Genomic DNA, 22,370 nt, shown 5'->3' with positions numbered 1-22,370 from the left:
CACGAACGGCTGGTTTCACTAATGTATGGTCCTGCCGCCTTCCGTAGCAGACCCCATCGCGCGATTTGTTGAAAGGTGCGGCAGCTGCTTGCCAATCAGTCAAAGATTACCTGTTCATATGACATGAAAAGGTCAACGTGTTAAAAATGAACCCCATGTAAGCAACACATTGAGTTAAACGCGTCATCGGAAGGTGTTGTCTGGCTGCGCTTACTTCGCATTGCCACGTTGAAACCATTTCGGCGTAACGCCGCAAACGTAAGACACGGCTAAAACCAAAAACAGGGCCGTCGTAATTACGCCCAGCCACTGCGACCAACCCGCAATCCATATGGGCAATGCCACTGTTGGAAGCCGATGATAAAGCCACCAAGGCGATCTGCCACTCTATTATTGTTCATTCTCGGTCACCTCTTTTGAATCAAATTTTGCAAGGCGCTCACGTTCCATTTGCTCGCCCCACCGTTTCATTTCGTCCGCATCAGAAAACCCATGCGACATGGCCCATAGGTCGGCCTGCTCCTTGATTGCAATTTCTGCGTCTGGGTCGGACATGCTCATCTTCTCCCCAATCTGCCAAGCCTCGCCAACTGAGCCAGCATTTGCGATCCAGTCCCCGTCGATGGATTGCCCCCTGTGGGTGTCACATTGGCCATCCCCGGCCTTTGCGGCATTTGCTGCGCACCAAACATCTGCCGCGCTCTGAGTGCGGCGTATTCAGCCCCACTGGCACCCCCAACCAGATACCGATTGTAGGCTTGCTGATTGCCCATCGCCGCGCGAGCAAAGCTGTAACTTCCGCCCAATCCACCAGTCAAGGCTGGCATCATGATGTTTCCGGAAATCGCCCGTACAATGAACGGCGTTGCGACGATGAACCCCTTGGCCATCAACACCATCATAAAGAACGGGATCAGGGCCCCAATGTTGGTCGCCCCCTCAGGATCGCCAAGCTCTCCGATCAGCGCAGAAGACACGCCAGTGATGGTCGCGAACACACCAGCCACAACAATCGGATAGATCGCGAAGGAAATCAGTGCCGACAACCAACGCGCAAAGTAGTCCTTCGTCACATCAAACAGCGTCAGAAAAATCATCACCGGCGCGATGCCAATGAGCAGGGCGATCATCAGACGCGACGCGACTAAGATAAACGCCGCCAAGCCGCCCAGAATTGACAGCATGAGCACGCCAACAATATCGAGCATCGCGCCTGCCATCCAATTAAGTTCTGACCCTGCAGCGTTGAGATACTCGCCCAGTTCCGCAATCAGCCGGTCAAATTCCTCCGCGAAGGTGCCGGACGGGCCAGGAACGCCGCCGCCCACAGATGCGACAAGCGCGCCTGCAATACTGTCGATCCCTGCGAGGATCGCGGATGATAGTGCGTTGAACTGCACCCAGTTGGTTGCAAATATCCCGATGAGCCCGATCTTAACCGCCAACCAGAACGCAGTTCGTCCGTCCATCGCTTTGTACTGATAAATCATATTCAGGAAGACGAAGATCACGACGACTGTTGTTCCAAAAACGAGAAGCGTACCCACTGTCGCGGCAACAGATCCGAACTGTGTCTCGGCGGCGGTGTCGAGATAGCCTTGGGAAGTTTCAACGAAGTAGGTGACAACGCTCATTTCAGGAGTTCCCTACCAATTGCCTGCGGCTTCGCAGATCGATTGGGCTTGTGGTCGAAGTTTATTTGCGCGGCGGTTGTAGGTGTCTGAGGCTTGCAGCATTTCTGAACGGTCCGCATCGGCGTGGTTTTCTCGGAAGGTGCCTTCGGCTGTGTCCCAGGTCGGGAAGCGCGTGGCGCAGTCGCAGGATCCCGTCTCAACGACCCGCTCCATGTTCTGTGCCCGATAGATGTCTTGGACCAAGACACGCTGGTAGGCGTCTCGCAGCGCGATGTTTTCCATCCAATCGGGCTCTTTTGGGCGTTCCGGACAAACATCCGGACTGCTCTCGAGGCTGGGGATCAGATTGCGTTCGGCTACCACAGGCGGTGCGATCAGTCCGAAAACGATCGTGAGCCAAGTGAGACGGACAACACGATTCATCACCCTTTGCCTCCAACATCTGTGCTTTCGGAGGTTTCACGTTTCAGGAATGCCGTGTGCCCGATATTGGCAAATTCGGACGAGCTGATTGAGACCACCTCCCACCCGACCTGGCCCTTCGCATTCAACGCGGCTTGCATCTCGATCAGGCTGTTTTTGCGATCCATCGAGAACGACAGAATTTCATATTCATAGGTTTTCACGCTGATGCTCCAATCTGTTCCATGCCGGGGAGGTAGAATTCGGTGATGCCGCGCGCGCCGTTGTGACGCCCGGTTTGGATAATCACGTCGATGGAATTCTCGATGTATCGAACCATGTCCGCATAGGTCATCGGGATTTCTGTTTTGAGGGCGGCGATCGCTAATCTCTGCACCGCCAGTTGCGGGGTTTCGGCATGGAGCGTGGTCATTGATCCGCCGTGACCCGTGTTGATGGCTTCCAAGAAGGTCATGGCCTCTTTACCGCGTACCTCGCCAAGAATGATCCGGTCTGGCCGCATGCGCAGCGTCGCGGTGAGAAGCACGTCGGCGGTTTGGTATTCAGCATCGCGGTTGGCGATCAGCGTCACCACGTTTGGTTGCGCGGGCATAAGCTCGGCAGCCTCCTCGATCGTGATGATCCGCTCTTGCGCGCCGACATGAGATAAGATTTTGCGGGCTGCCACGGTTTTGCCTGTCGACGTACCACCCGAGACGATCATGTTGAGTCTATTCTCAACGCAAAAGGCCAGCGCATCGTCGATCACGCCGGATGCCACGACTGCGCGCAATTCTTGGGTTTTCTCCTGCCGCACCTCTTCGAGCTTGCGCTCTTTGCCGAACAGAAACGACAGCTCAATTTTTTCGAGGGAAAGGCTTGAGAAGAACCGCATGCTGATCGACATGGCCGACATGACAGCAGGTGGCGTGATGACCTGCGCGCGGATCGGGCGGTTTTTGTAGGCAATCGAGACCGACACAATGGGCCTGTCCTTGCTCATGGTGGTGTTTGCGCTGGAGGCAATCTGATTGCCCAGATCTTTAACGGCAGTCTCTGACAGCCGCTGATCCAGCAAACGCATGAAGTGATCGCCTTGGAATTCACCCCAGCAGGTGCCGTCCGGATTGATACAAATCTCGATGACATCGTCGCGGGACGCGGCGTCGAGCTTATCAAGCGAGGTTTGAAGATAGCTGAGCGACATAGGATCAAAAGATCTCCAAATCTCGGTCAACCATGACGGTGACGCGGGCACCTTGGTCGACGTAGATAACGGGGCCGATGGAAAGATAGTCGCTGATCACGCTGTCGGTTGCATCGGCCAGATCATCGCCAACATCCTCAAGAACACCTGCTGTGGCTTCGTCTTCTACAGAGGCTGCCGCCGCACTCGGGGCCGCCGAGATGAGCGAAATCAGAGCTGCAGAGCCAAAGCGTTCCGCAAAGCGAGTATCTACAAAACCAGTGACGCCGGAACGGCCAAGTTCGTCACCACCAAAGGAACTGATCTGAATGGTTTGATTGTCAGGTAGGATAATCCGGTCCCAAGCGATGGTGACGCGCTGCTGTGCAATATCTAGCCCCGAGCGATAGCGCCCGATCAGCCGCGACCCGCGTGGGATAAGAAGGCGCGATCCGTCAAAGCTGAACACATCTTCGGAGACAACGGCACGGGTTTGACCGGGCAGGGAGCTGTCGAGTGCGGTTTCCATGACAGCCTGTATCATCGTGCCTTGAATGATGGTGTTGGAAGGGTTGGCGATGACTTCGGCTTGGGTGACGGAGGTCGGCAACGCGCCGTTCAGGACAAAATCCGTCACTTCGCCGAATGTGCGCTCTGCAAGCGGGGTTTCATTCGCCCCTGATGTTCCGCCAAATGCAATTGTAGGGGAGGTAACCCGGCGCTCCTGAAACGCACGCTCCTCTGCGGCCCGGCGTTCAAGATCAGCCATGCGGCGTGCTTCCTCCTCGCGGCGCAACCGTTCTGCCTCTCGCGCAAGGAGGTCTTCCTCGGACGGTCCGATAGGAACCGGCGCAGGCATTGGCCGATTGGCTTCAAGTTGGGCCAACTCCAAGTCCATACGGATTTGTTCCAACTCGCGATCACGTGCCGCCAGTTCGTCCTGAAACAGCTGTTGGGCTGCCTGCGATGCAGTTTGCAAGGCCGCGATCTGAGCTGTTAGCCCATCAATGGCGTCCGCAGCCGCCGTATCTTCTTCGACGACGGGTTCCGGCGCGTTGCGCAATTCCTCGATCTGGGCCTGAAGAGCAGCCAGTTGCGCGAGGAGTTCTGCGTTGGGCTCATTTGGCGCAGCCGGGGCTACGACAATTTGGGTTTCCGGGGCAGGGGGCGGAGGTATGGCTTCGATCGCACCAAAGCCGTCACCCTCATTTTGAAACACATCAGGCGTTGCAGTTGGCAGAGCCGTTTCTTCATCTGGTCCGGAGATCATGTAGAGAACGGCGCCACCTGCACCAACGAGTGCGACGACGATGAAGGCCAGTAGGGGCGACCGTCTAGCTTTAGGTGAACTCCCGCGATTTCCGCCCTTTTCTAATGCGGCAAGGCGTTTCTCGAGCTCTGCGTCCCCTGTATCACTCATGATGACGCCCCAGCTGGAGGGGTCGCCTGAATGCAAACCACTTCATCACCGAGCCGCAACACCCACTGCGTGTTCACGCCTGAGACGCGGATCACACCGTCCTCAATGGCCTGCGTGTTTACCGTACGCTCGCGGCCGCTGGAGTATCGGAAGATGGCTGGCACAGGCGCATTTCGTGCAAATGCGAAATACGTGAATGTCCCGTCATCCCAAACGCGCGTCGGGGTGAACTCGGCTTGCGTGCTGGCCCCATAGTTATAGTTGGGGGCTTGTTGGGCAATTGCGCGAGTTGGCCTCGCTTCATCATCAGGATAGCGGAACTGCACGACATAGAAGGTGGGGCTTTGTGTCTCTTGGACGTTGAAATAGTAGCTACGGCGATTGGTATAGACCGTGACATTGGTATGAACCGCGCGCGCGACGGGTTTGATCGCAAAGGCCTGCCCGCCAGGAACGCCGTCGATCTCAAAACCCTCGGTGTCGCCTGCGATGATGGAACGGATGCTCTCGCCTTCACCGAACTCCACCGTTGTCACGTGGGTGAGGGAGACGCTAAGGCGATAGACTTGAGCCTCTTGGTAAGTGGCAACGCGCACCCGGCTGTCATTGGGCCCACGTTGCGGAATAGCCTCTGCAAATGCCAAAGCAGGCAGTATCGTCAATAAGAGTGCGATATGAATTATTCGATGCAAGTCAGTTCTCCAATCTGTCGGAGCGGATGGAATATTCCAACACGGTGAAGCCAAAGGGGTTGGACCAAACCTGATCAATGGAGCGGCTGGCCTCAGGGCGGAACTCAAAGAGTAGAGTGGCGGTGAAGAGCCCGGTTTGAACGCCATTGATAGAATTCAGGCGCTTGCGCAGGCGAACCGTGGCGCGGTTGATGCCGATCCGATTGATACTCAGGACTTCGACATCCAAGCGGCCGCTCGTGCCATAAAGCGTAGGCGGGTAGTCCGCATTGGCACTATTCCAGATTTGGCGGAGTGACGCTTCGGCCGCGCCGTCGGATCGCCGCAAAACGCTGCGGACCCGCACATCATTGTCGAGTTGGTTATAGACCTCGCGGTCACTGATATAGCGGAAGACTTCCGCCTCGATAATAGCTTGGTTTTCTGTGACGGTCGTTGCCCCAACAGAAGCCTCCGGCAAGGCAAAGCCAGTCGATGGATCATAAGGCACCACTACAGGTGGCGGATCGACATCGAGGATTGCGACTGCGGCAGCACTCAGACACCCAAGAATGCCAAAGATGAGGCCAATCAAGCCAAGACGTTGCCAGAGCCGTTCTCGACGCAGCGCGCCGTAGACCAGTTCTTCTTCAATAATCTCTTGTTCACTCGCCACGCATCACACCCCGGTCTCGGCGTTTCGAAAGAAGCTGAATCGGTTCTTCGCTGCCTCTCGCTTCGCTCAAACGCGAAAACCGATATTTGATTTTGTGGGTCAATTTCGAAACACCTTAATCAGCACTGAGATTAGGCAAGGTGAAATCCATGAACCGCTGCTCTTCGGCGATGGTTGCGGCATCGATCACACCACCGGTGCCATCACCGACGGTTTGAATGGCTTCAAGCTGCCACATGGCAACAAGCGCAATCGCAAGTTCTGCCGTCACGCGCGTGTTGAGATCCACGCTTTCCTTCAACTCATCCATGTCGCCAATAAGACCGACCAGTCGATCGACGCGCTCAAGTGATTGGCCTGCATCGCCGTAGCTGTTTTGCGCTGCTGCCGAGACCAGCGCGCCAGTTGTGGCTTGGGTCGCAATCCGGTTGGCGCTCGCGTTCCCGCTGCTAGCCATTTCCGAAAGCGTATCTTCGTCAAAACCAAGGTCAGCCAGAACGCGGTCCATCTGGGTCTCGATCTCGCCTGCGCCCGACCCGGACAGTCCAGAAAAGTCCCCGTTCTTGATGGCCTCGATGGTCGCGATGATATCGCCGAACTCTTGGTCCAAAAGGCCGTTGAGCTCATCCTCCATCTGCGTGCGGATTATTTCTGGCAGTTCGGCAAGACGGGTCAGCGCCTCGTAGGTGCGTTGCAGTTCCGCAAGTTGATCCGTGAGTGTGGCGAGCTGTTCGCGCAACTGCACCAGCTGCTCGTTTTGCAGGATCTCGTCTTCGATCATCTGCCGGAGCTGCTGGATGTTCTGGGCGATGTTCTGGGTGTCGACGACGGGGACACCTTGGGCGATTGCTGAGGGAGGAGAAGCCGCATGGAGTCCCATAGCAAGCGTACCAACCAAAGCAGTCCTCAAGAACCATTTGGATCGATGCATCAGTCTATCTCCTCGATTGTGAAGTCCATAAAGTCGCTTTCGGCCATACGCGCAGAAGCTTGGGCCAGTTCTTCCGCACTCAAGACGCGCGTTCTTGCAGCCTGCAATCGAACGCGGGCTGCGACCAAACGCACGAGTTCCGCGCGCGCGTAGGTGTTGAGCGCGACGCTTTCTTGCACATCCTCTGTCTCGGAAATCCGCTCGACAATATTGCGAATACGAAGGGCGGCTTGCCGGATCGCAGCAGGGGAATTGTTTCCGTAGAAAGCAGCGTCGTGCCCCGTGATCGAGAGATTGGCATTGGCCAGTAGCGCTGGATCGATCGTGCCCAGGGCTTCGATACCGCCGATGCGGCTGAGATAGAGATTGTAGCGTTCGGGGATGACAGTGACGTAGTGCTGGGTTTCGCGGAACGGGGGCACGCCGCTGTATTCGAACACGCGACCCGGCCCTGCATTGTAGGCGGCAAGCGCGTTGATGATGTTGCCGTCAAAGGTGTTGAGTTGCGTGGCCAAGTACCGCGCGCCGCCATGTACCTGCAAATAGGGACTGTCATAGTAGGCAGGATTGATGCCAAGATCGCTGGCGGTGCCCGGCATGATTTGGGTCAGGCCAAACGCGCCAACGGGAGAGCGCGCACCAATCGTAAAACGGCTTTCCTGCCAGATCAGAGCTTGCAATAGGGCGCGCCATTGGACTGGTGATAACCCGGCGCGCGCTACGCCTGCAAAGCCGCTGGTCTCTTGCGCAACGCGGATAATGAGGTGTTCGATATTCTGGGCAGCATCGCCAAACATCTGCGTCCCTGCGGGATTGGGATCAACCTCGCCTGAGCCGTAGACGGCCTCCACCGACCGGGCAGCATCACCACTGCCAGATTCCAAACCGGACACCATTGCGGGCAGACCTTGGCCTCCAAAGCTTGATTGGGCATCGAGAATGCGCGCCAGCGTTTCCAATTGTTCGCGCTCGATCTCGGCAATGAGTTCGCGCACGGATAGCTTGTCGGCTTGGGTCGCAAGATCGACTTCACGATCACCGGTTTCTACGATGTCGCGTGCGGTCAGACCGTTATCGACCGTTGGCACACCTTGAGCGAAGGCGAGACCGGGCAGCAAAGACACGCAGAGGATATGAGCGAGCTTAGACAGCAATGTCACCCTCCAAAGTGCCAAGAGGCGTGAAGTTGCAATTGGGATCAACCGGTGCAACTGCCGCAAGGAACGTGAAGCAATTGGCTTGGGGTTCTTGATATTGTGCGCAGGAGGCGAGGAAGCCGAGAACGGCCAAAGCTACGAGAGTACGTGTCATGAAAGTCTCCAGAAATCAGGTCGGTTGCGGTAATCTGCACCTACAAGCGCTTCTCCCTTCTCCATGCCACCGAGAATAGTGAGGTTGTGGCCGAGTGCGCTGAGATCGGCATCAACAACGATCGAGCCTTGATCGTCGCGGATAAGCGCAAGCCGCGAATTGCTGCCCGTGTTTAGCAATACGTCGAGCTCCTTCTCGAAGAGGTTCAGCATCGCGTAGTCGGATGCATGAGCGCGGATGTTAGGCAAAAGGATTTGCGTCGGCACCGCCTCAACAATGGTCTTGCCGGTGCGCGTGCGCTCCAATTGGCTGGCGTATTGCGTCATCATCACCGCGACGGTGTTTTGTTTGCGGGCTGTCACCAGCCAATTGGACAGGCGTTCCGCGAAATAGGCGTTATCGAGCGCTTTCCAGGCTTCATCGATGACGATAATTGTTGGGCGGCGATCTTCGATCTCACGCTCAACGCGGCGGAACAGATAGCTGAGGACGGCCATGCGTTCCTTCTCAGACTCGGAATCCAGAATGCCGGTAAGATCAAACCCAACCACATCGCCTTCGAGAGAAAACGTGTCTTCCAAGGACTGGCCAAATATCCAGCCATAGCGCCCATCTTCGGTCCACTCGAGCAATCGCTGGTGCAAGTCACCGCCATCATCGGTGGAGACGAAGAGCGAGGCAAAGTCTTTCCAATTACGCAAAGCTGGATCCGTAGCGTTTGCGTTCTGGCGCACGACCTCTTGGATGCGGTTCGCTTGGACAGGCGTCAGCGGCTTGTCCGCGCGGTAGAGCAGGGTGGCCAGCCAGTCCGACAGCCAAGCCGTGCCGCGATCGTCCACCTCGGTCCAAAGCGGGTTGAGGCCGGTGGCTTGTCCAGCCTTCAACGCAGCATAGCTGCCCCCATTAGCGCGGACCGCCATCTCCATACCAAGGCGGTAATCAAAGACGAAGATCCGCGCGCCTGCTCGACGGGCTTGGGTCATGAGGAATGCGGAAAGGACGGATTTGCCCGATCCGGGCCGTCCCATGATCAGGGTATGGCCGCTGGTCGGCTCTTTATCAGGACTTCCCTGCTCGTGATATGAGAACCGATAAGCGCTTTGCTCCGGCGTCGGCAGCATGGTGATCACCTTGCCCCAAGACACGTCACTTGCCTCTTTGCCGAGTTGTGTGCGGTGGAACGCTGCAAAATCCGCAAAGTTGCGGTTGGTGATGGCACTAGCGCGTACGCGCTTGGGTTGGTTGCCGGGATGTTGGCTTAGGTAGTGGGCCTTGGCAGCTATGCGCTCGCCGATCATCTTCACACCTTCGGCTGCTGCGGCATTGACGATCTCGGCGCTCAGCGTCTGCAGCTCATCAAGCGTGTCGCAGAAAATGGTCACGACCATGTGGTGTTCACCAAAACTCTGACGTTTGGCTTCAAGATCATCGGCGGCGATATCGAGGGCTTCCATGAGCGAGAGAGCAGCATCCTGTGACGCCTGCATCTGCCGTTTCTGGCGCTTGATCCGTCCGGCCATGAGGTTGGAATTGATTGGCGTGAACGAATGGGTGACGATCATGTCGACTGGCAGATTGAGCATGTCGAACATCGTGCAAGACGTGGCCTCAGAATATTCGCCAATGGTGAAACTTTTGCCAAAGCGGTGGCCTACGACGCCTTCTGAAAGCTCAAAGTGATCCTCTAAAAACGTCACGCGGGTGTTGGCCACGTTGAACGACAGGAAACCGTAGGTGCTCGCCGGAAAGAGCGGCAGTTCCTGACCGGTATTGAGCGCCCCGAGGAACCCAACCAGCTCGCCAGACTTCGCCGACAGCACGCGCGGTTTGAGATCGGCCAGCCCCGAGGCAAAGACATTCACGGCCTCATTCAGCCGGCGAAGGCGTTTTTGCGTTTCTTCTTTGAAGCGCTCAGGTGCGCTGCGATTGAGAAACGGAAGAAAACTCTTGGACGGCGGACGGTGCATGACCGTGAGAGTCAGTGTTTTGTCGCGCAGCCCGCTGGTTGCCAGCTTCTCGCGCCACTGGCGATCCACTTCGTCTGCAAAACTCTCGATGCGCACGGGTTCAAGCTCCGGCGCAATCGCCTTCGATACCTTGTGTACATAGTGGCTGAACTCTGGACCGAGCTGCGCAACGATACGGGCAAAGAGGGACGTGACCTTGTCGAGGTAGGCATCATCGGTTGTGTAACTGTTGACCCCATCCAACCGGATGCATTGGAATAATTCGTTCACACGCGTGCGCACCGTTTGGTCATCGACCAAACTGACATAGGGCAGCATATGCGCGAGGCGCGTCTCGCGCGCGTACCAGTCCGGCGTCAAGGTGCGGGAATCGAGGGCTTCGTCGTTAGTTTCATCACGGGGCATAACTGTCCCCACCATGAACTTGCCGGTTTCGGGTGGGTGGTGTTTCCTGCAGCGCTGTCATCATCACGTCGATGAAGCGGGGATCCCAATCGGCCGCTTTCCAAAGGACGGGATAGAGCACGATCGCAACCCCAAGGATCACGATGTGCTGGACCCATACGAACAGCAGCACCGAGCCAAAGAGCCAGACCATCGCATACATGATGGGCAGGCCCAGGAGCTTCGGCGGGCGCACAAGGCCGAGGAAGAGTGGTGAGCGCTCAGCCACCAGCAAAGACTGCGGCGACGATTGTGGGGGCAGCCGCAACACCGGCGATGCCGACGAGTACCCAGAGTGCTTGGCGCAGATCGATGATGTTGAAGAACCAGCTGAGGAACACCCCTAAGACGGCCAGCGTGGCGATCACGACGCCAAGTGGGCCGGTCAGAGCATCTACGATGCCCTGTAGCAGACTTTGAATTGGGGAGAGGTCGATGCTTTGCGCAAGTGCAGGGTCTGCGATCAGTAAGAACAGCGCCAATGATGCCGCGAATAGGGATGTAAAGTGTCTCATGGGTTTGTTCCTTCCAGTCGAGCGACTACCGCCATGACGCGGGCCACATGATTTTGAGTTTCTCGGTAAGGGGGGATGCCGCCATATCGGCGCACAGCGTCGGGGCCGGCGTTGTAGGCTGCCAAGGCGAGCCGTGGATCGCCAAAGAGCTCAAGCATCAATGCAAGATAGCGGGCAGATCCATCGAGGTTTTGCAGGGGATCGCGCGGATCAACGCCAAGGTCCCGCGCCGTTGCGGGCATCAGCTGTCCGAGGCCAATGGCGCCCGCACTGGAAACCGCGCTCTGACGATAGGCGCTTTCGATTTCGATGTTGGCGCGGAAGAGGGTGATCCAGTCAGAAACCGAAAGTCCCGCGCGGCGCAAACCGGAATGGCTGCCATAGCGTAGCGCTGTGGCCTCAATCGCCGAAAGAACGTCCGCACGGGGCAGGGGAGCACGCGGCGCAATGGCGGCGATGCGGATTTCTTCTGTTGCGGCGGCAGCATCAGGTGCGTCAAATATCGCGAGCGCATCGGTTGATGAGCCTTGGCCGACGCCGTCATTGTAGTTCCGAGCAAAGCTGTTTTGGGATTGCGTCGCAGTCAGCGAGCCGTCGCTCTCCATGACCAGAACCATTTGGGCTGAAGCAGGTGGTGCAAGCAGCCAAATGAAGAGAAGGCTAGTCGCTGCCGCCTTTAACGGGTGCATTGAGCTTATGCGTGGTCCGCTGCCCTTCTTCGAGCGGGACATCGGCATGCGAGAAGCCGATACCAACAAGGAAAGACACAACACCCGTGATGGTTTTGAATTCGCGGATTTTGATATCGTTGTGAGTTGTGCGGGTCCGAGCCGTGACCAATAGCTTTTCCACACCGTCGTCAGAAACGGCACGCATAATCCAGACGCCGTAATAGCTCGGACCTTTTTTGTGCGCAGAGTCCTGGCACAAGATTTCGGCGCTATAGCCGTTGTCCACGAGCTCGCGGAATCTAGCCTCAGTGACCACATTCGGTGCTTCTACTTCCCAGTTCATAACTGCGATCACACTTCGCTATTCTCGAGACGTAGGATCGCACTGCCCACCATGGACATCACGAACATACGAAAGTATATTAATGAAACGCAAGATATATTATTGCGATTCTGATGTGGTATTTTCCGTCGGCCTGATCGGTCCGAGGGCTTTGCCATGCCGCGTCGTATAAAGGATTCTTGGCAAAAGATGAAGCTACTGCATTTGGTCCCGCAGGTTATACTATTGAGTGCTGTGCTTGGGAGTTCAGCCAGCAGTGCCAACTGTCTCGCGCCAGAGCGGCCTTTTGTACCGAGCGACCCTGTTGCGGCTGTCGAATATGCTGATCTGATCCAACAGGATTTCGAGGACTATATTCGCGACGTGCAGGTGTATTTTCGGTGTCTGGATGCAGAGCGGGCGCGGACATTTGAGGAAGCGCGTGAGGTAAGCCATCAATATGGGGCTTTCATGAATGAGAATATGGGTGAATAAGGGTTAGCCGGGTTCTTGGTTGTGGCTGGTGATCGGCACTCGAACAGCATTTTCATGAGTACCGTCCCGCCAGAGAACCCCGACCATCCCAGTATTCCAACGATACTCAATGCCAACAATTACACCGCTTGTCTTGCAGTCCAGTCGGTAAATCGGTGTGGCTTCAAAAAGATCAGCTTCGAGTGAGGTCAATGTAGCCTCCTTTAGTCGCCACAAAGGAGATCAACCCCTCCTGCGGGATCCAACGCGGTAGAAATAGAATTAAGGGGTCAACGTCCAGCGCACACGAGATGGACGCAATCGTGTTGAGCGTCGCAGCATTCGCGCCGTTCTCTAGTCTGCCCATATGGGCACGGCTCACTCCAGCGTTCGCAGCCAAACCCTCTTGGCTCAGTCCGTGATAGTGGCGTATATCTTTGATATTGTGGGCAATTCGGCAGAGTATCTTCATGGAGTGAAAAGAGCCATGATCTCACAAGTTTCTCCACGTGATAAATGTTGCATTCGACCGCTACGTGAAAATTATTCGCCTACGATTTCTGAAGAGACAAATCAGGAATCACATAATGCACGATGGCTGCAATGGGACAATTGAGCCCCGCACGATCAATAGACCAGCCCATAGTCAGTCGTTCGTTTGCACCCGCCAGCAAATGCAAAATTCCCTTGCAGCTGACATATAGATGTAACATTCCCAATGTAATCATAAAATCATTCGGATGAATTTAACCATGATCAAAAACCGTTGGCGCGACATTAGCGCAACCATTAAACAGGATATCGAAAGCGGCATGCTGGAACCCGGATCAAGACTACCAACTGAACCGGTATTGGCCCAGCGTTACGGAGCAGGGCGCCATTCCGTCCGGCGTGCAGTGACCGAGTTGGGCAAAGAAGGACTGCTGAGCGTCGAGCAAGGGCGTGGGACCTTTGTGCAATCTCGCCCAAGACTGACTTATGCGATCGGCGCCCGGACTCGGATGCGGAGCAACATGAACGCGCAGGGGGTCGATGTGGCAAGCGAAATGCTGTCTGCTGAGCATCTGCAAGCGTCGAACAGGATTGCAGGCGCATTGGCCATCAGTCTCGGCGCACCGGTCATCGCAACGCGAAGACGGTCTTTTGCGGATGGCGTGCCAGTGTCTTTCGGAACCCTGTTTCATGACGCGAATCGCTTCGCGGACTTCCCGGAACGGCGAGAGGCTATGGGCTCGGTGAGCGCGGTCTATGCGTCTTATGGCGTGCCGGATTATAAACGCGCTAGCACACAGATGCACGCGCGCCCGGGCCGCGCGGATGAAGCGCAGCTGTTATCACAGCATCCGGATATGCCGGTGATCGTTGTCCAGTCCATTGATGCCGACATGAGTGGTAGACCTATCGCATACACCGAGGTGATTTGGTCCGCAGCGCGCGTCACTTTCGATATTTCTAACACGGAGAACAACATATGACGATTGCGCAGGACGTGCTGCCAGAATGGGGCCATGACGCGGTCCTGTCGACACTGGCGAGGGCCGATGCAGAGCGGCTAAAGGCCTTTGCCGAGCCGCTGATCGCCGATCTGCCTCAGATCGAGGTTTTGGAAAATCGCACGGGTCTCGTGATGTTGCCCATGCGTGACACAGCCCAAGGGACGCATTTCCATCTGGGTGAAATCTTAATGAGCGAGGCCCGCATAACGGCAGGCACTCAAGACGGATACGGCATGCGCCGAGGTCGCGATCTGGAGGCAGTCATGGCGATGGCCGTGATTGATGTCGCTGTGGCGCTTGGGGTTTCGACAGCCGAGTGTCTGGCCTTTCTTGCGGCAGAGGCGGACGCGCAGGCCACTGCAGATCACGACACTTTGTGTCGCGTCGAAGCCACCCGCGTGAACATGGAGACCTTCTAATGACAACCCATCCCGTCCCGTCGGATTTCGAGACCCGCACAAACGCTACCTATGACGCGCTAATGTGGGCGCTGTCGCGGCCAGGTCTGATCCGACACATGCCTGAAACAGGTCAGGCTGGTGTGATCGAGGCGTTGCTGGATCGGGAATGCAAGGCCCACTGTGCCGACCCCGCACTGGCTTCGAGTGTTGCACGGACCGGAGCGGCGCTTGTGGCGTCAGACCATGCCGACCATCTCTTTTTCGACAGCCTGCCCGATGCGGACACGCTTGAGCAAATCAACCTCGGCTCTGATCTTTACCCCGAAATAGGGGCGACGCTGGTTTGCAATGCGGTGCTGGGGCAGGGCGTGCATCTGCGTCTCTCTGGTCCGGGCTGCAACGGACCTGTCGATGTGCAGGTCGCGGGGCTTCCTGATGGGTTTTGGCAAAATCGGGCGCGCCTGATGCGCTACCCCATGGGGTTTGAAGTGTTTTTGATCGACGGTGCGCAGGTGCTGGGTTTGCCGCGATCTTGTCATGTGGAGGTGCTGTAATGGCATATGTTGCAACCCGCGGCGGTGAACGCGCGATCGAGCAATCCGAACGGTTGTTTCGCGCGGAAATGGGCGAGATCACGCCAAACCGAGTGACCGAAATCCGCACGGCGATGCCCTATCTTGTGGACCGTGTCATGGGCGAATCCTCGCTGTATGACGAGGATCTTGCCGCCCTTGCGCTGGCCCAAACTGGCGGAGAGCTTTATGAGGCGGTGCTGCTGTTGCGGGCGTGGCGTACGACCCAGCCGCGTCTGACAGTGGCGGAGCCCGTTACACAAGAAAGTCTGTTCACGCATCGTCGTATCTCGGCAGCGTTCAAAGATATTCCTGGCGGGCAGGTCTTGGGGCCGACGCTTGATTACGCGCACCGCATCCTTGCCACCGACGTTTTGACAGGGGCCACGTTCCAGCCGGTTCCGGTGGATCCCGCGTCGACGCCTTCACCGGCGCAGCAGCCTTCTGTGGCGGCATGGCAGGCAGAAAACAACCTGCTGACTGCGCCAACGACCGACACCGCCATTGGCAATGATATTCCCGACGTCACCCGCGAGCCGCTTTTGTTCCCCGCCAAACGCGCCCATACGCTGCAAAGCCTTGCCCGCGCTGAAACAGGCGGCGTTCTGGCGCTTGGCTATGCCGCGCAACGCGGCTACGGGCAGGCGCATCCGACGGTGAATGAACTGCGTTTGGCAGAGGCGGACATCCGTGTGCGCCATCCGTGCGGGACGGTCTTCAGCGCAGGTCGGGTCAAGGTCAGCCAAGCCGAGGTCGTGTCCAAGAAGGATACAGAACTGGGGCTAGGGTTTGCCGCAACGCTGGGATGGAACGAGGTCAAGGTGATCGCCGCTGCGACGCTGGATTTGAATGCCCACGGCGCCCCCAAGGGATCGCCCACCGAAGAGGAATTCTTTCTGTACCATACCGAAGGCGTGGAAAGTTCCGGCTTTTGCATTCACTTCAAGTTGCCGCATTACGTGACGTTTCAATCCAGCCTAGACGCGATGCGCGATGCCAAGGCCAAACGCGCAGTTTCAAAAACCGACGTCAAGCCACAGATGGAGCCCGCAGAATGAGCCTCAAATCCCTTACCAAGACGTGGGAGCCGATGTCTTACGGTTTCCTTGACGCTTCGGCCAAGCGTGAAATCCGGCGCAAGATGCTCAAGGCTATTGCCGTGCCCGGGTGCCAGATACCCTACGCTAGCCGCGAAGTGCCGATGGCGCGCGGTTGGGGCACCGGGGGATTGCAGGTCTCCTGCACGCTGATCAATCCTGGGATGCAGGTGAAAGTGATCGATCAGGGCGCAGATGACAGCGTCAATGCCGCCTCGATACGCAAGTTTCTGGCGCGGGTGTCAGGTGCGCCAACGACAATGAATACGCTTGAGGCTGACCTGATCCAATCGCGTCACCGCATTCCTGAGGAAAAACTGCGCGAGGATCAAATCCTTGTGCTGCAGGTGCCCAATCCCGAACCACTTCGCCCGGTGCAACCTAACATGTCTATTGCGCGGCAAATGCATGCAGACGCAGATTACGGGCGTATGTGGTTGCAGCTGTACGAACAAATCGTGCGGTCGGGCCGCGTCATGCAGGGGGCCAGCTATCCTAGCCTCGTCAATGGTCGCTTTGTCATGACACCGTCACCTATACCGCGCTGGGACGTGCCCAAGATGGATATGGCTGCGCACCTGACGATCTTGTCTGCTGGACGTGAAAAACGCCTGCACGCGGTGCCCCCCTATACGCGGGTTGAACCGCTTGTGTTTGACGATGTCCCTTACCGCGTTGAGGAGCACGCAGCACTGACCTGTTCACGGTCTGGTGCGCGCGGGTTCTTTATGAATGAGATCCCGCAGGGTGACGGGACGTCTACCTATGAGGTATCTGATAGCGAATTGGGTGTCAAAACCATCCGCTGCCGCGATGGCGAGGCTGCACAAGTCGGTGAAACCTGGTACAAAAGCGGAGAGATGGTATGACGGTGGTGACATTGAATGCCCCCCAATTTGTCGACACAAAGCCACTTTTGACGGCGCGCAATGTGTGCAAATCCTACGGCGACGTGCGTGCACTTCGTGACGTGTCGGCGGTAGTCTATCCCGGTGAGGTGCTTGGCATCGTTGGTGAAAGTGGCTCAGGCAAGTCAACGTTCTTGCGCTGCCTCAATCTTGAGGAGGTTCCGGACGCGGGCAGCTATTCGCTCGACTTGCCGGATGTTCAGGGGAACCTTTTTGATCTGGACCGCTACGCGCGCCGGATGCTCTGCGCCACGCAGATCGGGATCGTCTATCAGAACCCGCATCTTGGTCTGCTGATGAACCACTCGTCTTCGGGCAACGTGGCGGAACGCTTGCTTGTCGCGGGCGAGCGCAGTTTTGATGTGCTGCGCGACAAAGCCCGCGATGCGCTGGATGCGTCGGAATTTCCGCTGGAACGCATGGACGCCCCGCCGAGCGAGCTGTCGGGGGGCATGCAACAGCGCGTGCAATTGGCCAAAGCTATCGCGCTGGAACCTGCGCTTTTGCTGCTGGACGAGCCGACGACAGGCCTTGATGTGAGCGTGCAGGCCTTGGTCCTCGACACACTTAAACGGCTCCAGCAAGAGCGACAGATTACCATGGTTATCGTCAGTCATGACCTTGGTGTCATCCAGACGCTGTCTGATCGGGTTATGGTGATGCGCCATGGTCAAGTGGTCGAACAGGGGCTGGTCGATCAGGTCTTTCAGGACCCACAACACAGTTATACGCAACAATTGGTACATGCAAAACTATGACACTTGTTCTGGATATTCGCGACCTCGACAAAGGGTTCACCATGCACCATTTGGGCACAAAGATGGCTGCCTTCGCCGGCATCTCGTTCCAGCTTCATGCAGGCGAGTTCCTTCTGTTGAAAGGGCGCAACGGGGCTGGCAAATCAACGCTGCTGCGCACGCTCTACCGATCATACTTGCCCGGCAGTGGCGAAATTCTGTTTCACTCGTCTCATGGTGTGATCGATCTGGCGCGAGCGGCAGATGTAGATGTCAGCTTTCTTCGCAAGACCGAAGTCGGTTTTGTCACCCAATTCCTGACCGCGCGACCGCGCGTTAGCGCTGAGGCTTTGGTGGCCGAACCTTTGCGCCTGTCTGGCGTTGCGGCGGGCGAGGCGTTGGAAGAAGCGCGGCACTGGCTTGATGCCTTCGGTGTTAAACGTGCGCTTTGGGCGGCCTATCCCACGACTTTCTCCGGTGGCGAGCAGCAGAAGGTGAACCTTGCAAGGGCGCTGATCCTGCCGCAGCGGCTTTTGTTGCTGGATGAACCGACCGCCTCGCTAGATGCCTCTGCCCGCGCGGCGCTGATCGATCGTCTGGCGGAGTTGAAGGCCAAGGGTACCGCGATGATTGGTGTGTTTCACCACCCGGGCGACGTGGCCCAGTTGATCAACCGAGAGATTGATTTGACCCCAGAGACCCAATCCCAAGAGGAGCGTGAAGATGTGGTTGTCTGATATTTCCATCGTCCTGCCAGACCGACTTATCCAGAACGGCGCGGTGCGCGTTCAAGATGGCCTGATCGCCGAGATTTCAGAGCGGCCGGTTAAGGACAGTGTGCGCACACCTAGACATCGGTTATTCCCTGGGTTCATCGACATGCACGGTGATATGATCGAGTTAGAGCTGGAGCCCCGCCCGCGTGTCGATTTCCCAATGGAGGTTGCAATCGGGCACTTGGATGCTCGCCTCGCGGCATCTGGTGTAACAACAGCCTATGCGGGTGTGTCCTTTTCGCGTACAGCCAAAGACAACGAACGACGCTCTTTTGAGCATACGTCTCAGATCATTCGCGCGCTCAAAGACAATATCGAAAGGCTGCGCGTTGATCATCGGATTCATGCCCGGTTCGATGTGACCTATACTGATGCCATTGCGGCGCTCGACGGGCTGCTCAGCTCTGGCGCTGTCGATCTTGTGTCGGTGATGGACCACACGCCAGGGCAGGGCCAGTACCGTGACCTTGAAAAGCTCATCGCCTACCGAAGCCATGGTCAAGGTGTGTCTATGGAGGAGGCGCGCGTGCAGATCGAAGAAAGGATCGCCGCCTCTGTTCCGGCGGATCAGGTTCTCGATAACCTCGAACGCGTTTCGCGCCTGTGCCAGAGCCATGGCGTTGCAATGGCAAGCCACGACGACGATACGGTCGCGAAAGCAAATCTGATGGCGGATATCGGCGCCGTGATCAGCGAATTTCCTGTGACAATTGAGGCTGCCGAGGCGGCAGCCGCGCGCGGTCTGATGATTGCTATGGGTGCTCCGAACGCAATGCGCGGCCAAAGCTATTCTGGCAACTTGTCTGCGCGTGATGCGCATGCGGCGGGGTTGCTGTCGATTCTGGCGGCGGACTATCACCCTGCGTCGATTCTACCGGCCATTATGGCGTTGGCAGAACAAGATCCGAACGGTTTGGCGGGTGCCGCAAGGCTCGCGACGGCCAACCCTGCAAAGGCGCTTGGTTTAACAGATCGGGGAGACATCACGGTCGGAAAACGTGCGGATTTGGTACTCATTGATCCCGATGGCCACGTGGCTTTGACGCTGCGCCAGGGGAAAAAAATCTACGCCAACGGCACCCTTGATCTGCCATCAAAGGGGCCCGTCGAAATTGTCAAAGAGAATTTACAGAACGTTTAACTAATTGCCATAAAGCGTCGATAGGCTGTCCTTATATTCATTCGGATGAATAGAATCATCCGTTTTTTAGGGGGCCTATATGACTGAGAATCTGATCCTGTCTGGTGTAACGCGGACATTTGGAGACACCACGGCGGTTGATAATGTGACACTGTCAATTGAGCCGGGGCAGTTTGTTGGCGTGATCGGAAGGTCAGGCGCCGGTAAGTCCACGTTGTTGCGATTGATCAATCGTTTGGTCGACCCCACTGCGGGGTCGATTTCATTTCAGGGGTCCGAAGTGACGTCCCTGAAGGGCAAGGCTTTGCGTGCTTGGCGGCGCGATTGTGCGATGATCTTTCAGCAATTCAATCTGGTGGACAGATTGGATGTTCTGACAAATGTGCTGATCGGGCGCTTGGCCGAACACGGCTTTCTATCCTCTATGGCGATGCGGTTTACCGATGAAGAGCGCGCGATGGCTATTCAAGCTCTCGACCGGCTTGGTCTGGTCCCGCAGGCTTTGCAACGTTCGGGGACGCTCTCGGGTGGCCAGCAGCAGCGCGTAGCCATTGCAAAGGCTTTGGTGCAACAGCCGAAAATTATGCTGGCGGATGAACCTATCGCATCGCTTGATCCGGCCAACGCCACGCTTGTGATGGACGGGTTGAAGCAGATCAACACCGAAGACGGGCTAACCGTTATGGTCAATCTCCATACACTCGATACCGCTCGCGCTTATTGTGACCGCATTGTCGCGATGCGTGACGGCCGCGTCTTCTTTGATGGAAGCGCGCGACAACTGACCGACGATGTTGTGCGCGAAATTTACGGGCTCAAAGGCCTCGCTGAATTCAACGAGGCTGTCACCTCCACCCAAGCGCGCGCTGTCGTCGCGGCTTGAGCAATATTCATTTAACAACTCAACCAATGGAGACCTCCATGAAACTCTTTACCACAACTGCTCTGGCCTTGCTGGTCGCGTCTTCTGCCCTCGCCGAGGGTTGGCAGGATGACTATCAAGTTCTGAAATTCGGCATCCTGTCCGGCGAGAACGAGCAGGACCGTATTATGCGCAATGACCCATTGCGCGCTTATCTGGCCGAGACGCTTGGTGTCGAAGTCGAGATCTTCACAGCAGGCAACTACGATGGTGTGATCCAGGCACTTGCCGCTGACCAGATTGAAATCGCGCGGCTCGGCTCTTCGTCCTATGCGGCGGCCTATACCGCCACGAATGGAGGCGTCGTACCAACGCTAACATCTGAAAAAATGGACGGCAGCACAGGCTATTATTCTATCGTTGTGACGCGCTGCGATAGCGGTATTGAAAACCTCGAGGATGCAGCGGGCAAGGTTCATGCCTTTGCCGACCCTGACAGCACATCGGGCTACGCCGTGCCCTATTTCAATATGGTCAATCTTGAAGGTTTCAAGCCGGAAGAGCATTTTGGCACCGTCACGTTTTCTGGCAGCCACGAAGCAGGTGTGACAGGTGTCGTGAATGGGACGTTTGATACAGCCGCAACCTATCAGAACAATGATGCGGACGGTGTCTTCCAGCGTATGGAAGACAAAGGAATGATCGATGCCGGTCTGGTCTGCAAAATCTGGGAAAGCCCCGAGATTACATCTGGTCCCTGGACGTTCCGCGGCAACCTTCCAGAAGCCCTGATCGAAGATGTTACCGCTGCGATCGAAGCCTTCCCTACGGCAGACCCCGAGGGCTATAAACTCTATTCTTCGTGGACCGCCGAAGACCCTAATCCCGATACAGGTTTTATGCGTGTCAACGCAGAGCGTTATGAGTGGATTGTTGAGATGCGCGAATGGATCAAGCAAGAGCGCCGTTCCGGTTCCTGATCCAGAAAAAGCAGGGTGGGGCAAAGGCCCCACTCGACGCCTATCTCATCCAATACCCATGGCACGGGCTGTGTCATAGGTACCCCCAAGCATAGAGCCGAGGGACGGACATGACCGCCACCGCTGATCCAGACCCATTAGATATCGCCATCGCCGCGTCGCCGATCTCGCAATTCGAGGTTGATTTTGAAAACCGCCGCCGCCGCATGCGCATTGGCTGGGCAATCGGCACCGTTTTATTTTTGATCGTCTTCGCACTGACAAGCTGGATTGGCGATTTTTTCAAGGTCACGCAGGTGACGATGCAGGACGGATCGCGCGAATGGCGCTGGATCATCTCTGCAGGCATCCCGCGACTGGGCGAATTCATCGAGCAAACGATCCCCATTGTGCGTTGGGATACCCTTGGCGCGGACCTTGGCAACTGGTTCTGGCGCTGGAAGATCTGGCTGGAACTACTTTTCGAGACGATCCTGATCGCCTTTATGGCCACGGTACTAGGTGTGATTGGCGGGTTCGTTCTGTCATTTCCTGCGTCCCGCAATTTAGCGCCTAACAAATCGGTGCTTTGGATCACGCGCCGCTATCTTGAAATTGCCCGTACAGTGCCTGAACTGGTCTGGGCGCTTATCTTCGTCTTTTGTTTTTCCGTAGGGCCCATGGCCGGCGTTCTGGCGATTGGGTTGCATGCAACCGGTGCTTTGGGGAAACTTTACTCTGAGGTGAACGAAAACATCGACATGCGCCCGCTGGAAGGGGTGAAGGCGGCAGGTGGG

At 56.7% G+C, this 22,370-nt stretch carries 30 protein-coding genes; 12 read left to right on the top strand and 18 right to left on the bottom strand.

Going from position 1 to position 22,370, the window contains the following annotated elements; genetic code table 11:
- Nucleotides 1-390 precede the first annotated feature (390 nt).
- The 16 genes from C8N36_RS24265 to C8N36_RS18035 all read right to left on the bottom strand — a co-directional run bounded on the left by C8N36_RS24265 (nucleotide 391) and on the right by C8N36_RS18035 (nucleotide 12,171).
- Nucleotides 391-555, bottom strand: coding sequence for a hypothetical protein (locus C8N36_RS24265; protein ID WP_170125916.1), 165 nt, complete (start codon nucleotides 553-555; stop codon nucleotides 391-393).
- Between the two features lie 2 nt (nucleotides 556-557).
- The gene (locus C8N36_RS18100; protein WP_097806245.1) at nucleotides 558-1,634 is read right to left on the bottom strand and encodes a TrbL/VirB6 family protein; all 1,077 of its coding nucleotides are present in this window, start codon (nucleotides 1,632-1,634) and stop codon (nucleotides 558-560) included.
- Between the two features lie 12 nt (nucleotides 1,635-1,646).
- Nucleotides 1,647-2,057 (bottom strand): hypothetical protein, encoded by a 411-nt coding sequence (locus C8N36_RS18095; protein ID WP_245910953.1) that lies wholly within the window; start codon nucleotides 2,055-2,057, stop codon nucleotides 1,647-1,649.
- Nucleotides 2,057-2,260, bottom strand: a complete 204-nt coding sequence (locus C8N36_RS18090; RefSeq protein WP_097806246.1) for a hypothetical protein — start codon at nucleotides 2,258-2,260, stop codon at nucleotides 2,057-2,059. The genes C8N36_RS18095 and C8N36_RS18090 overlap by 1 nt, the downstream gene beginning before the upstream one ends.
- Nucleotides 2,257-3,243, bottom strand: coding sequence for an ATPase, T2SS/T4P/T4SS family (locus tag C8N36_RS18085; RefSeq protein ID WP_097806247.1), 987 nt, complete (start codon nucleotides 3,241-3,243; stop codon nucleotides 2,257-2,259). Before C8N36_RS18085 ends, C8N36_RS18090 begins: the two co-directional genes overlap by 4 nt.
- Before the next feature lie 4 nt (nucleotides 3,244-3,247).
- On the bottom strand, nucleotides 3,248-4,642 hold the full coding sequence (locus C8N36_RS18080; protein WP_097806248.1) for a TraB/TrbI/VirB10 family type IV secretion system protein: 1,395 nt from the start codon (nucleotides 4,640-4,642) through the stop codon (nucleotides 3,248-3,250).
- Nucleotides 4,639-5,334 carry a TrbG/VirB9 family P-type conjugative transfer protein gene (locus tag C8N36_RS18075; protein ID WP_097806249.1) on the bottom strand — a complete coding sequence of 232 codons (696 nt, stop codon included), beginning with the start codon at nucleotides 5,332-5,334 and terminating at the stop codon, nucleotides 4,639-4,641. Before C8N36_RS18075 ends, C8N36_RS18080 begins: the two co-directional genes overlap by 4 nt.
- 1 nt (nucleotide 5,335) lies before the next feature.
- Nucleotides 5,336-5,989 (bottom strand): VirB8 family type IV secretion system protein, encoded by a 654-nt coding sequence (locus C8N36_RS18070; protein WP_097806250.1) that lies wholly within the window; start codon nucleotides 5,987-5,989, stop codon nucleotides 5,336-5,338.
- Between the two features lie 115 nt (nucleotides 5,990-6,104).
- The gene (locus C8N36_RS18065) at nucleotides 6,105-6,920 is read right to left on the bottom strand and encodes a type IV secretion system protein (RefSeq protein WP_097806251.1); all 816 of its coding nucleotides are present in this window, start codon (nucleotides 6,918-6,920) and stop codon (nucleotides 6,105-6,107) included.
- Nucleotides 6,920-8,008 (bottom strand): lytic transglycosylase domain-containing protein, encoded by a 1,089-nt coding sequence (locus C8N36_RS18060; protein ID WP_097806301.1) that lies wholly within the window; start codon nucleotides 8,006-8,008, stop codon nucleotides 6,920-6,922. Before C8N36_RS18060 ends, C8N36_RS18065 begins: the two co-directional genes overlap by 1 nt.
- A 55-nt stretch (nucleotides 8,009-8,063) precedes the next feature.
- Nucleotides 8,064-8,231, bottom strand: a complete 168-nt coding sequence (locus C8N36_RS24260; protein ID WP_170125915.1) for a hypothetical protein — start codon at nucleotides 8,229-8,231, stop codon at nucleotides 8,064-8,066.
- A complete protein-coding gene (locus C8N36_RS18055) occupies nucleotides 8,228-10,603 on the bottom strand; it encodes a VirB4 family type IV secretion/conjugal transfer ATPase (protein WP_097806252.1) in 2,376 nt (791 codons plus the stop codon). Before C8N36_RS18055 ends, C8N36_RS24260 begins: the two co-directional genes overlap by 4 nt.
- A complete protein-coding gene (locus C8N36_RS18050; RefSeq protein ID WP_073145946.1) occupies nucleotides 10,593-10,871 on the bottom strand; it encodes a VirB3 family type IV secretion system protein in 279 nt (92 codons plus the stop codon). The genes C8N36_RS18055 and C8N36_RS18050 overlap by 11 nt, the downstream gene beginning before the upstream one ends.
- Nucleotides 10,864-11,157 carry a TrbC/VirB2 family protein gene (locus C8N36_RS18045; protein WP_072632276.1) on the bottom strand — a complete coding sequence of 98 codons (294 nt, stop codon included), beginning with the start codon at nucleotides 11,155-11,157 and terminating at the stop codon, nucleotides 10,864-10,866. Before C8N36_RS18045 ends, C8N36_RS18050 begins: the two co-directional genes overlap by 8 nt.
- Nucleotides 11,154-11,774: a lytic transglycosylase domain-containing protein gene (locus tag C8N36_RS18040; protein WP_097806253.1), complete on the bottom strand. Its 621-nt coding sequence runs from the start codon at nucleotides 11,772-11,774 to the stop codon at nucleotides 11,154-11,156. Before C8N36_RS18040 ends, C8N36_RS18045 begins: the two co-directional genes overlap by 4 nt.
- Before the next feature lie 43 nt (nucleotides 11,775-11,817).
- Complete coding sequence (locus tag C8N36_RS18035; RefSeq protein ID WP_097806254.1) at nucleotides 11,818-12,171, bottom strand: hypothetical protein; 354 nt, start codon at nucleotides 12,169-12,171, stop codon at nucleotides 11,818-11,820.
- Between the two features lie 156 nt (nucleotides 12,172-12,327).
- Here C8N36_RS18035 and C8N36_RS18030 point away from each other — a divergent pair, with 156 nt between their 5' ends.
- Nucleotides 12,328-12,645 carry a hypothetical protein gene (locus C8N36_RS18030; RefSeq protein WP_245910950.1) on the top strand — a complete coding sequence of 106 codons (318 nt, stop codon included), beginning with the start codon at nucleotides 12,328-12,330 and terminating at the stop codon, nucleotides 12,643-12,645.
- 3 nt (nucleotides 12,646-12,648) lie between these two features.
- Here C8N36_RS18030 and C8N36_RS24255 read toward each other — a convergent pair whose 3' ends face one another.
- Complete coding sequence (locus C8N36_RS24255; protein ID WP_141468191.1) at nucleotides 12,649-12,837, bottom strand: hypothetical protein; 189 nt, start codon at nucleotides 12,835-12,837, stop codon at nucleotides 12,649-12,651.
- Nucleotides 12,818-13,096, bottom strand: coding sequence for a helix-turn-helix domain-containing protein (locus C8N36_RS18025; protein ID WP_097806255.1), 279 nt, complete (start codon nucleotides 13,094-13,096; stop codon nucleotides 12,818-12,820). The genes C8N36_RS24255 and C8N36_RS18025 overlap by 20 nt, the downstream gene beginning before the upstream one ends.
- 280 nt (nucleotides 13,097-13,376) lie before the next feature.
- Between C8N36_RS18025 and phnF the strand changes: the two genes are divergently transcribed.
- From phnF to C8N36_RS17970, 11 genes are all read left to right on the top strand, one after another.
- Nucleotides 13,377-14,099 carry a phosphonate metabolism transcriptional regulator PhnF gene (phnF, locus tag C8N36_RS18020; RefSeq protein WP_097806303.1) on the top strand — a complete coding sequence of 241 codons (723 nt, stop codon included), beginning with the start codon at nucleotides 13,377-13,379 and terminating at the stop codon, nucleotides 14,097-14,099.
- On the top strand, nucleotides 14,096-14,539 hold the full coding sequence (locus C8N36_RS18015; protein ID WP_097806256.1) for a phosphonate C-P lyase system protein PhnG: 444 nt from the start codon (nucleotides 14,096-14,098) through the stop codon (nucleotides 14,537-14,539). The genes phnF and C8N36_RS18015 overlap by 4 nt, the downstream gene beginning before the upstream one ends.
- Nucleotides 14,539-15,075 (top strand): phosphonate C-P lyase system protein PhnH, encoded by a 537-nt coding sequence (gene phnH / locus C8N36_RS18010; protein ID WP_097806257.1) that lies wholly within the window; start codon nucleotides 14,539-14,541, stop codon nucleotides 15,073-15,075. Before C8N36_RS18015 ends, phnH begins: the two co-directional genes overlap by 1 nt.
- Nucleotides 15,075-16,151: a carbon-phosphorus lyase complex subunit PhnI gene (locus tag C8N36_RS18005; RefSeq protein WP_097806258.1), complete on the top strand. Its 1,077-nt coding sequence runs from the start codon at nucleotides 15,075-15,077 to the stop codon at nucleotides 16,149-16,151. The genes phnH and C8N36_RS18005 overlap by 1 nt, the downstream gene beginning before the upstream one ends.
- Entirely contained in the window at nucleotides 16,148-17,059 is a 912-nt protein-coding gene (locus tag C8N36_RS18000; RefSeq protein ID WP_097806259.1) for an alpha-D-ribose 1-methylphosphonate 5-phosphate C-P-lyase PhnJ, read from the top strand. Before C8N36_RS18005 ends, C8N36_RS18000 begins: the two co-directional genes overlap by 4 nt.
- A complete protein-coding gene (locus C8N36_RS17995) occupies nucleotides 17,056-17,856 on the top strand; it encodes an ATP-binding cassette domain-containing protein (RefSeq protein ID WP_097806260.1) in 801 nt (266 codons plus the stop codon). The genes C8N36_RS18000 and C8N36_RS17995 overlap by 4 nt, the downstream gene beginning before the upstream one ends.
- Nucleotides 17,853-18,572 carry a phosphonate C-P lyase system protein PhnL gene (locus tag C8N36_RS17990; RefSeq protein ID WP_097806261.1) on the top strand — a complete coding sequence of 240 codons (720 nt, stop codon included), beginning with the start codon at nucleotides 17,853-17,855 and terminating at the stop codon, nucleotides 18,570-18,572. Before C8N36_RS17995 ends, C8N36_RS17990 begins: the two co-directional genes overlap by 4 nt.
- Nucleotides 18,559-19,752, top strand: a complete 1,194-nt coding sequence (locus tag C8N36_RS17985) for an alpha-D-ribose 1-methylphosphonate 5-triphosphate diphosphatase (RefSeq protein ID WP_097806262.1) — start codon at nucleotides 18,559-18,561, stop codon at nucleotides 19,750-19,752. Before C8N36_RS17990 ends, C8N36_RS17985 begins: the two co-directional genes overlap by 14 nt.
- Nucleotides 19,753-19,831: 79 nt before the next feature.
- Nucleotides 19,832-20,635, top strand: a complete 804-nt coding sequence (gene phnC, locus C8N36_RS17980) for a phosphonate ABC transporter ATP-binding protein (RefSeq protein ID WP_097806263.1) — start codon at nucleotides 19,832-19,834, stop codon at nucleotides 20,633-20,635.
- A gap of 38 nt (nucleotides 20,636-20,673) precedes the next feature.
- Complete coding sequence (phnD, locus tag C8N36_RS17975; protein WP_097806304.1) at nucleotides 20,674-21,594, top strand: phosphate/phosphite/phosphonate ABC transporter substrate-binding protein; 921 nt, start codon at nucleotides 20,674-20,676, stop codon at nucleotides 21,592-21,594.
- A gap of 110 nt (nucleotides 21,595-21,704) precedes the next feature.
- The coding region (locus C8N36_RS17970; RefSeq protein ID WP_425451799.1) for a PhnE/PtxC family ABC transporter permease at nucleotides 21,705-22,370 on the top strand (666 nt) is incomplete at its 3' end.

The sequence above is a fragment of the Pelagimonas varians genome (assembly GCF_003208435.1).
Lineage (GTDB): Bacteria > Pseudomonadota > Alphaproteobacteria > Rhodobacterales > Rhodobacteraceae > Pelagimonas > Pelagimonas varians.
The sequence above is the reverse complement of the archived record's forward strand: the minus strand, read 5'-3'. Positions and strand labels throughout refer to the sequence as shown.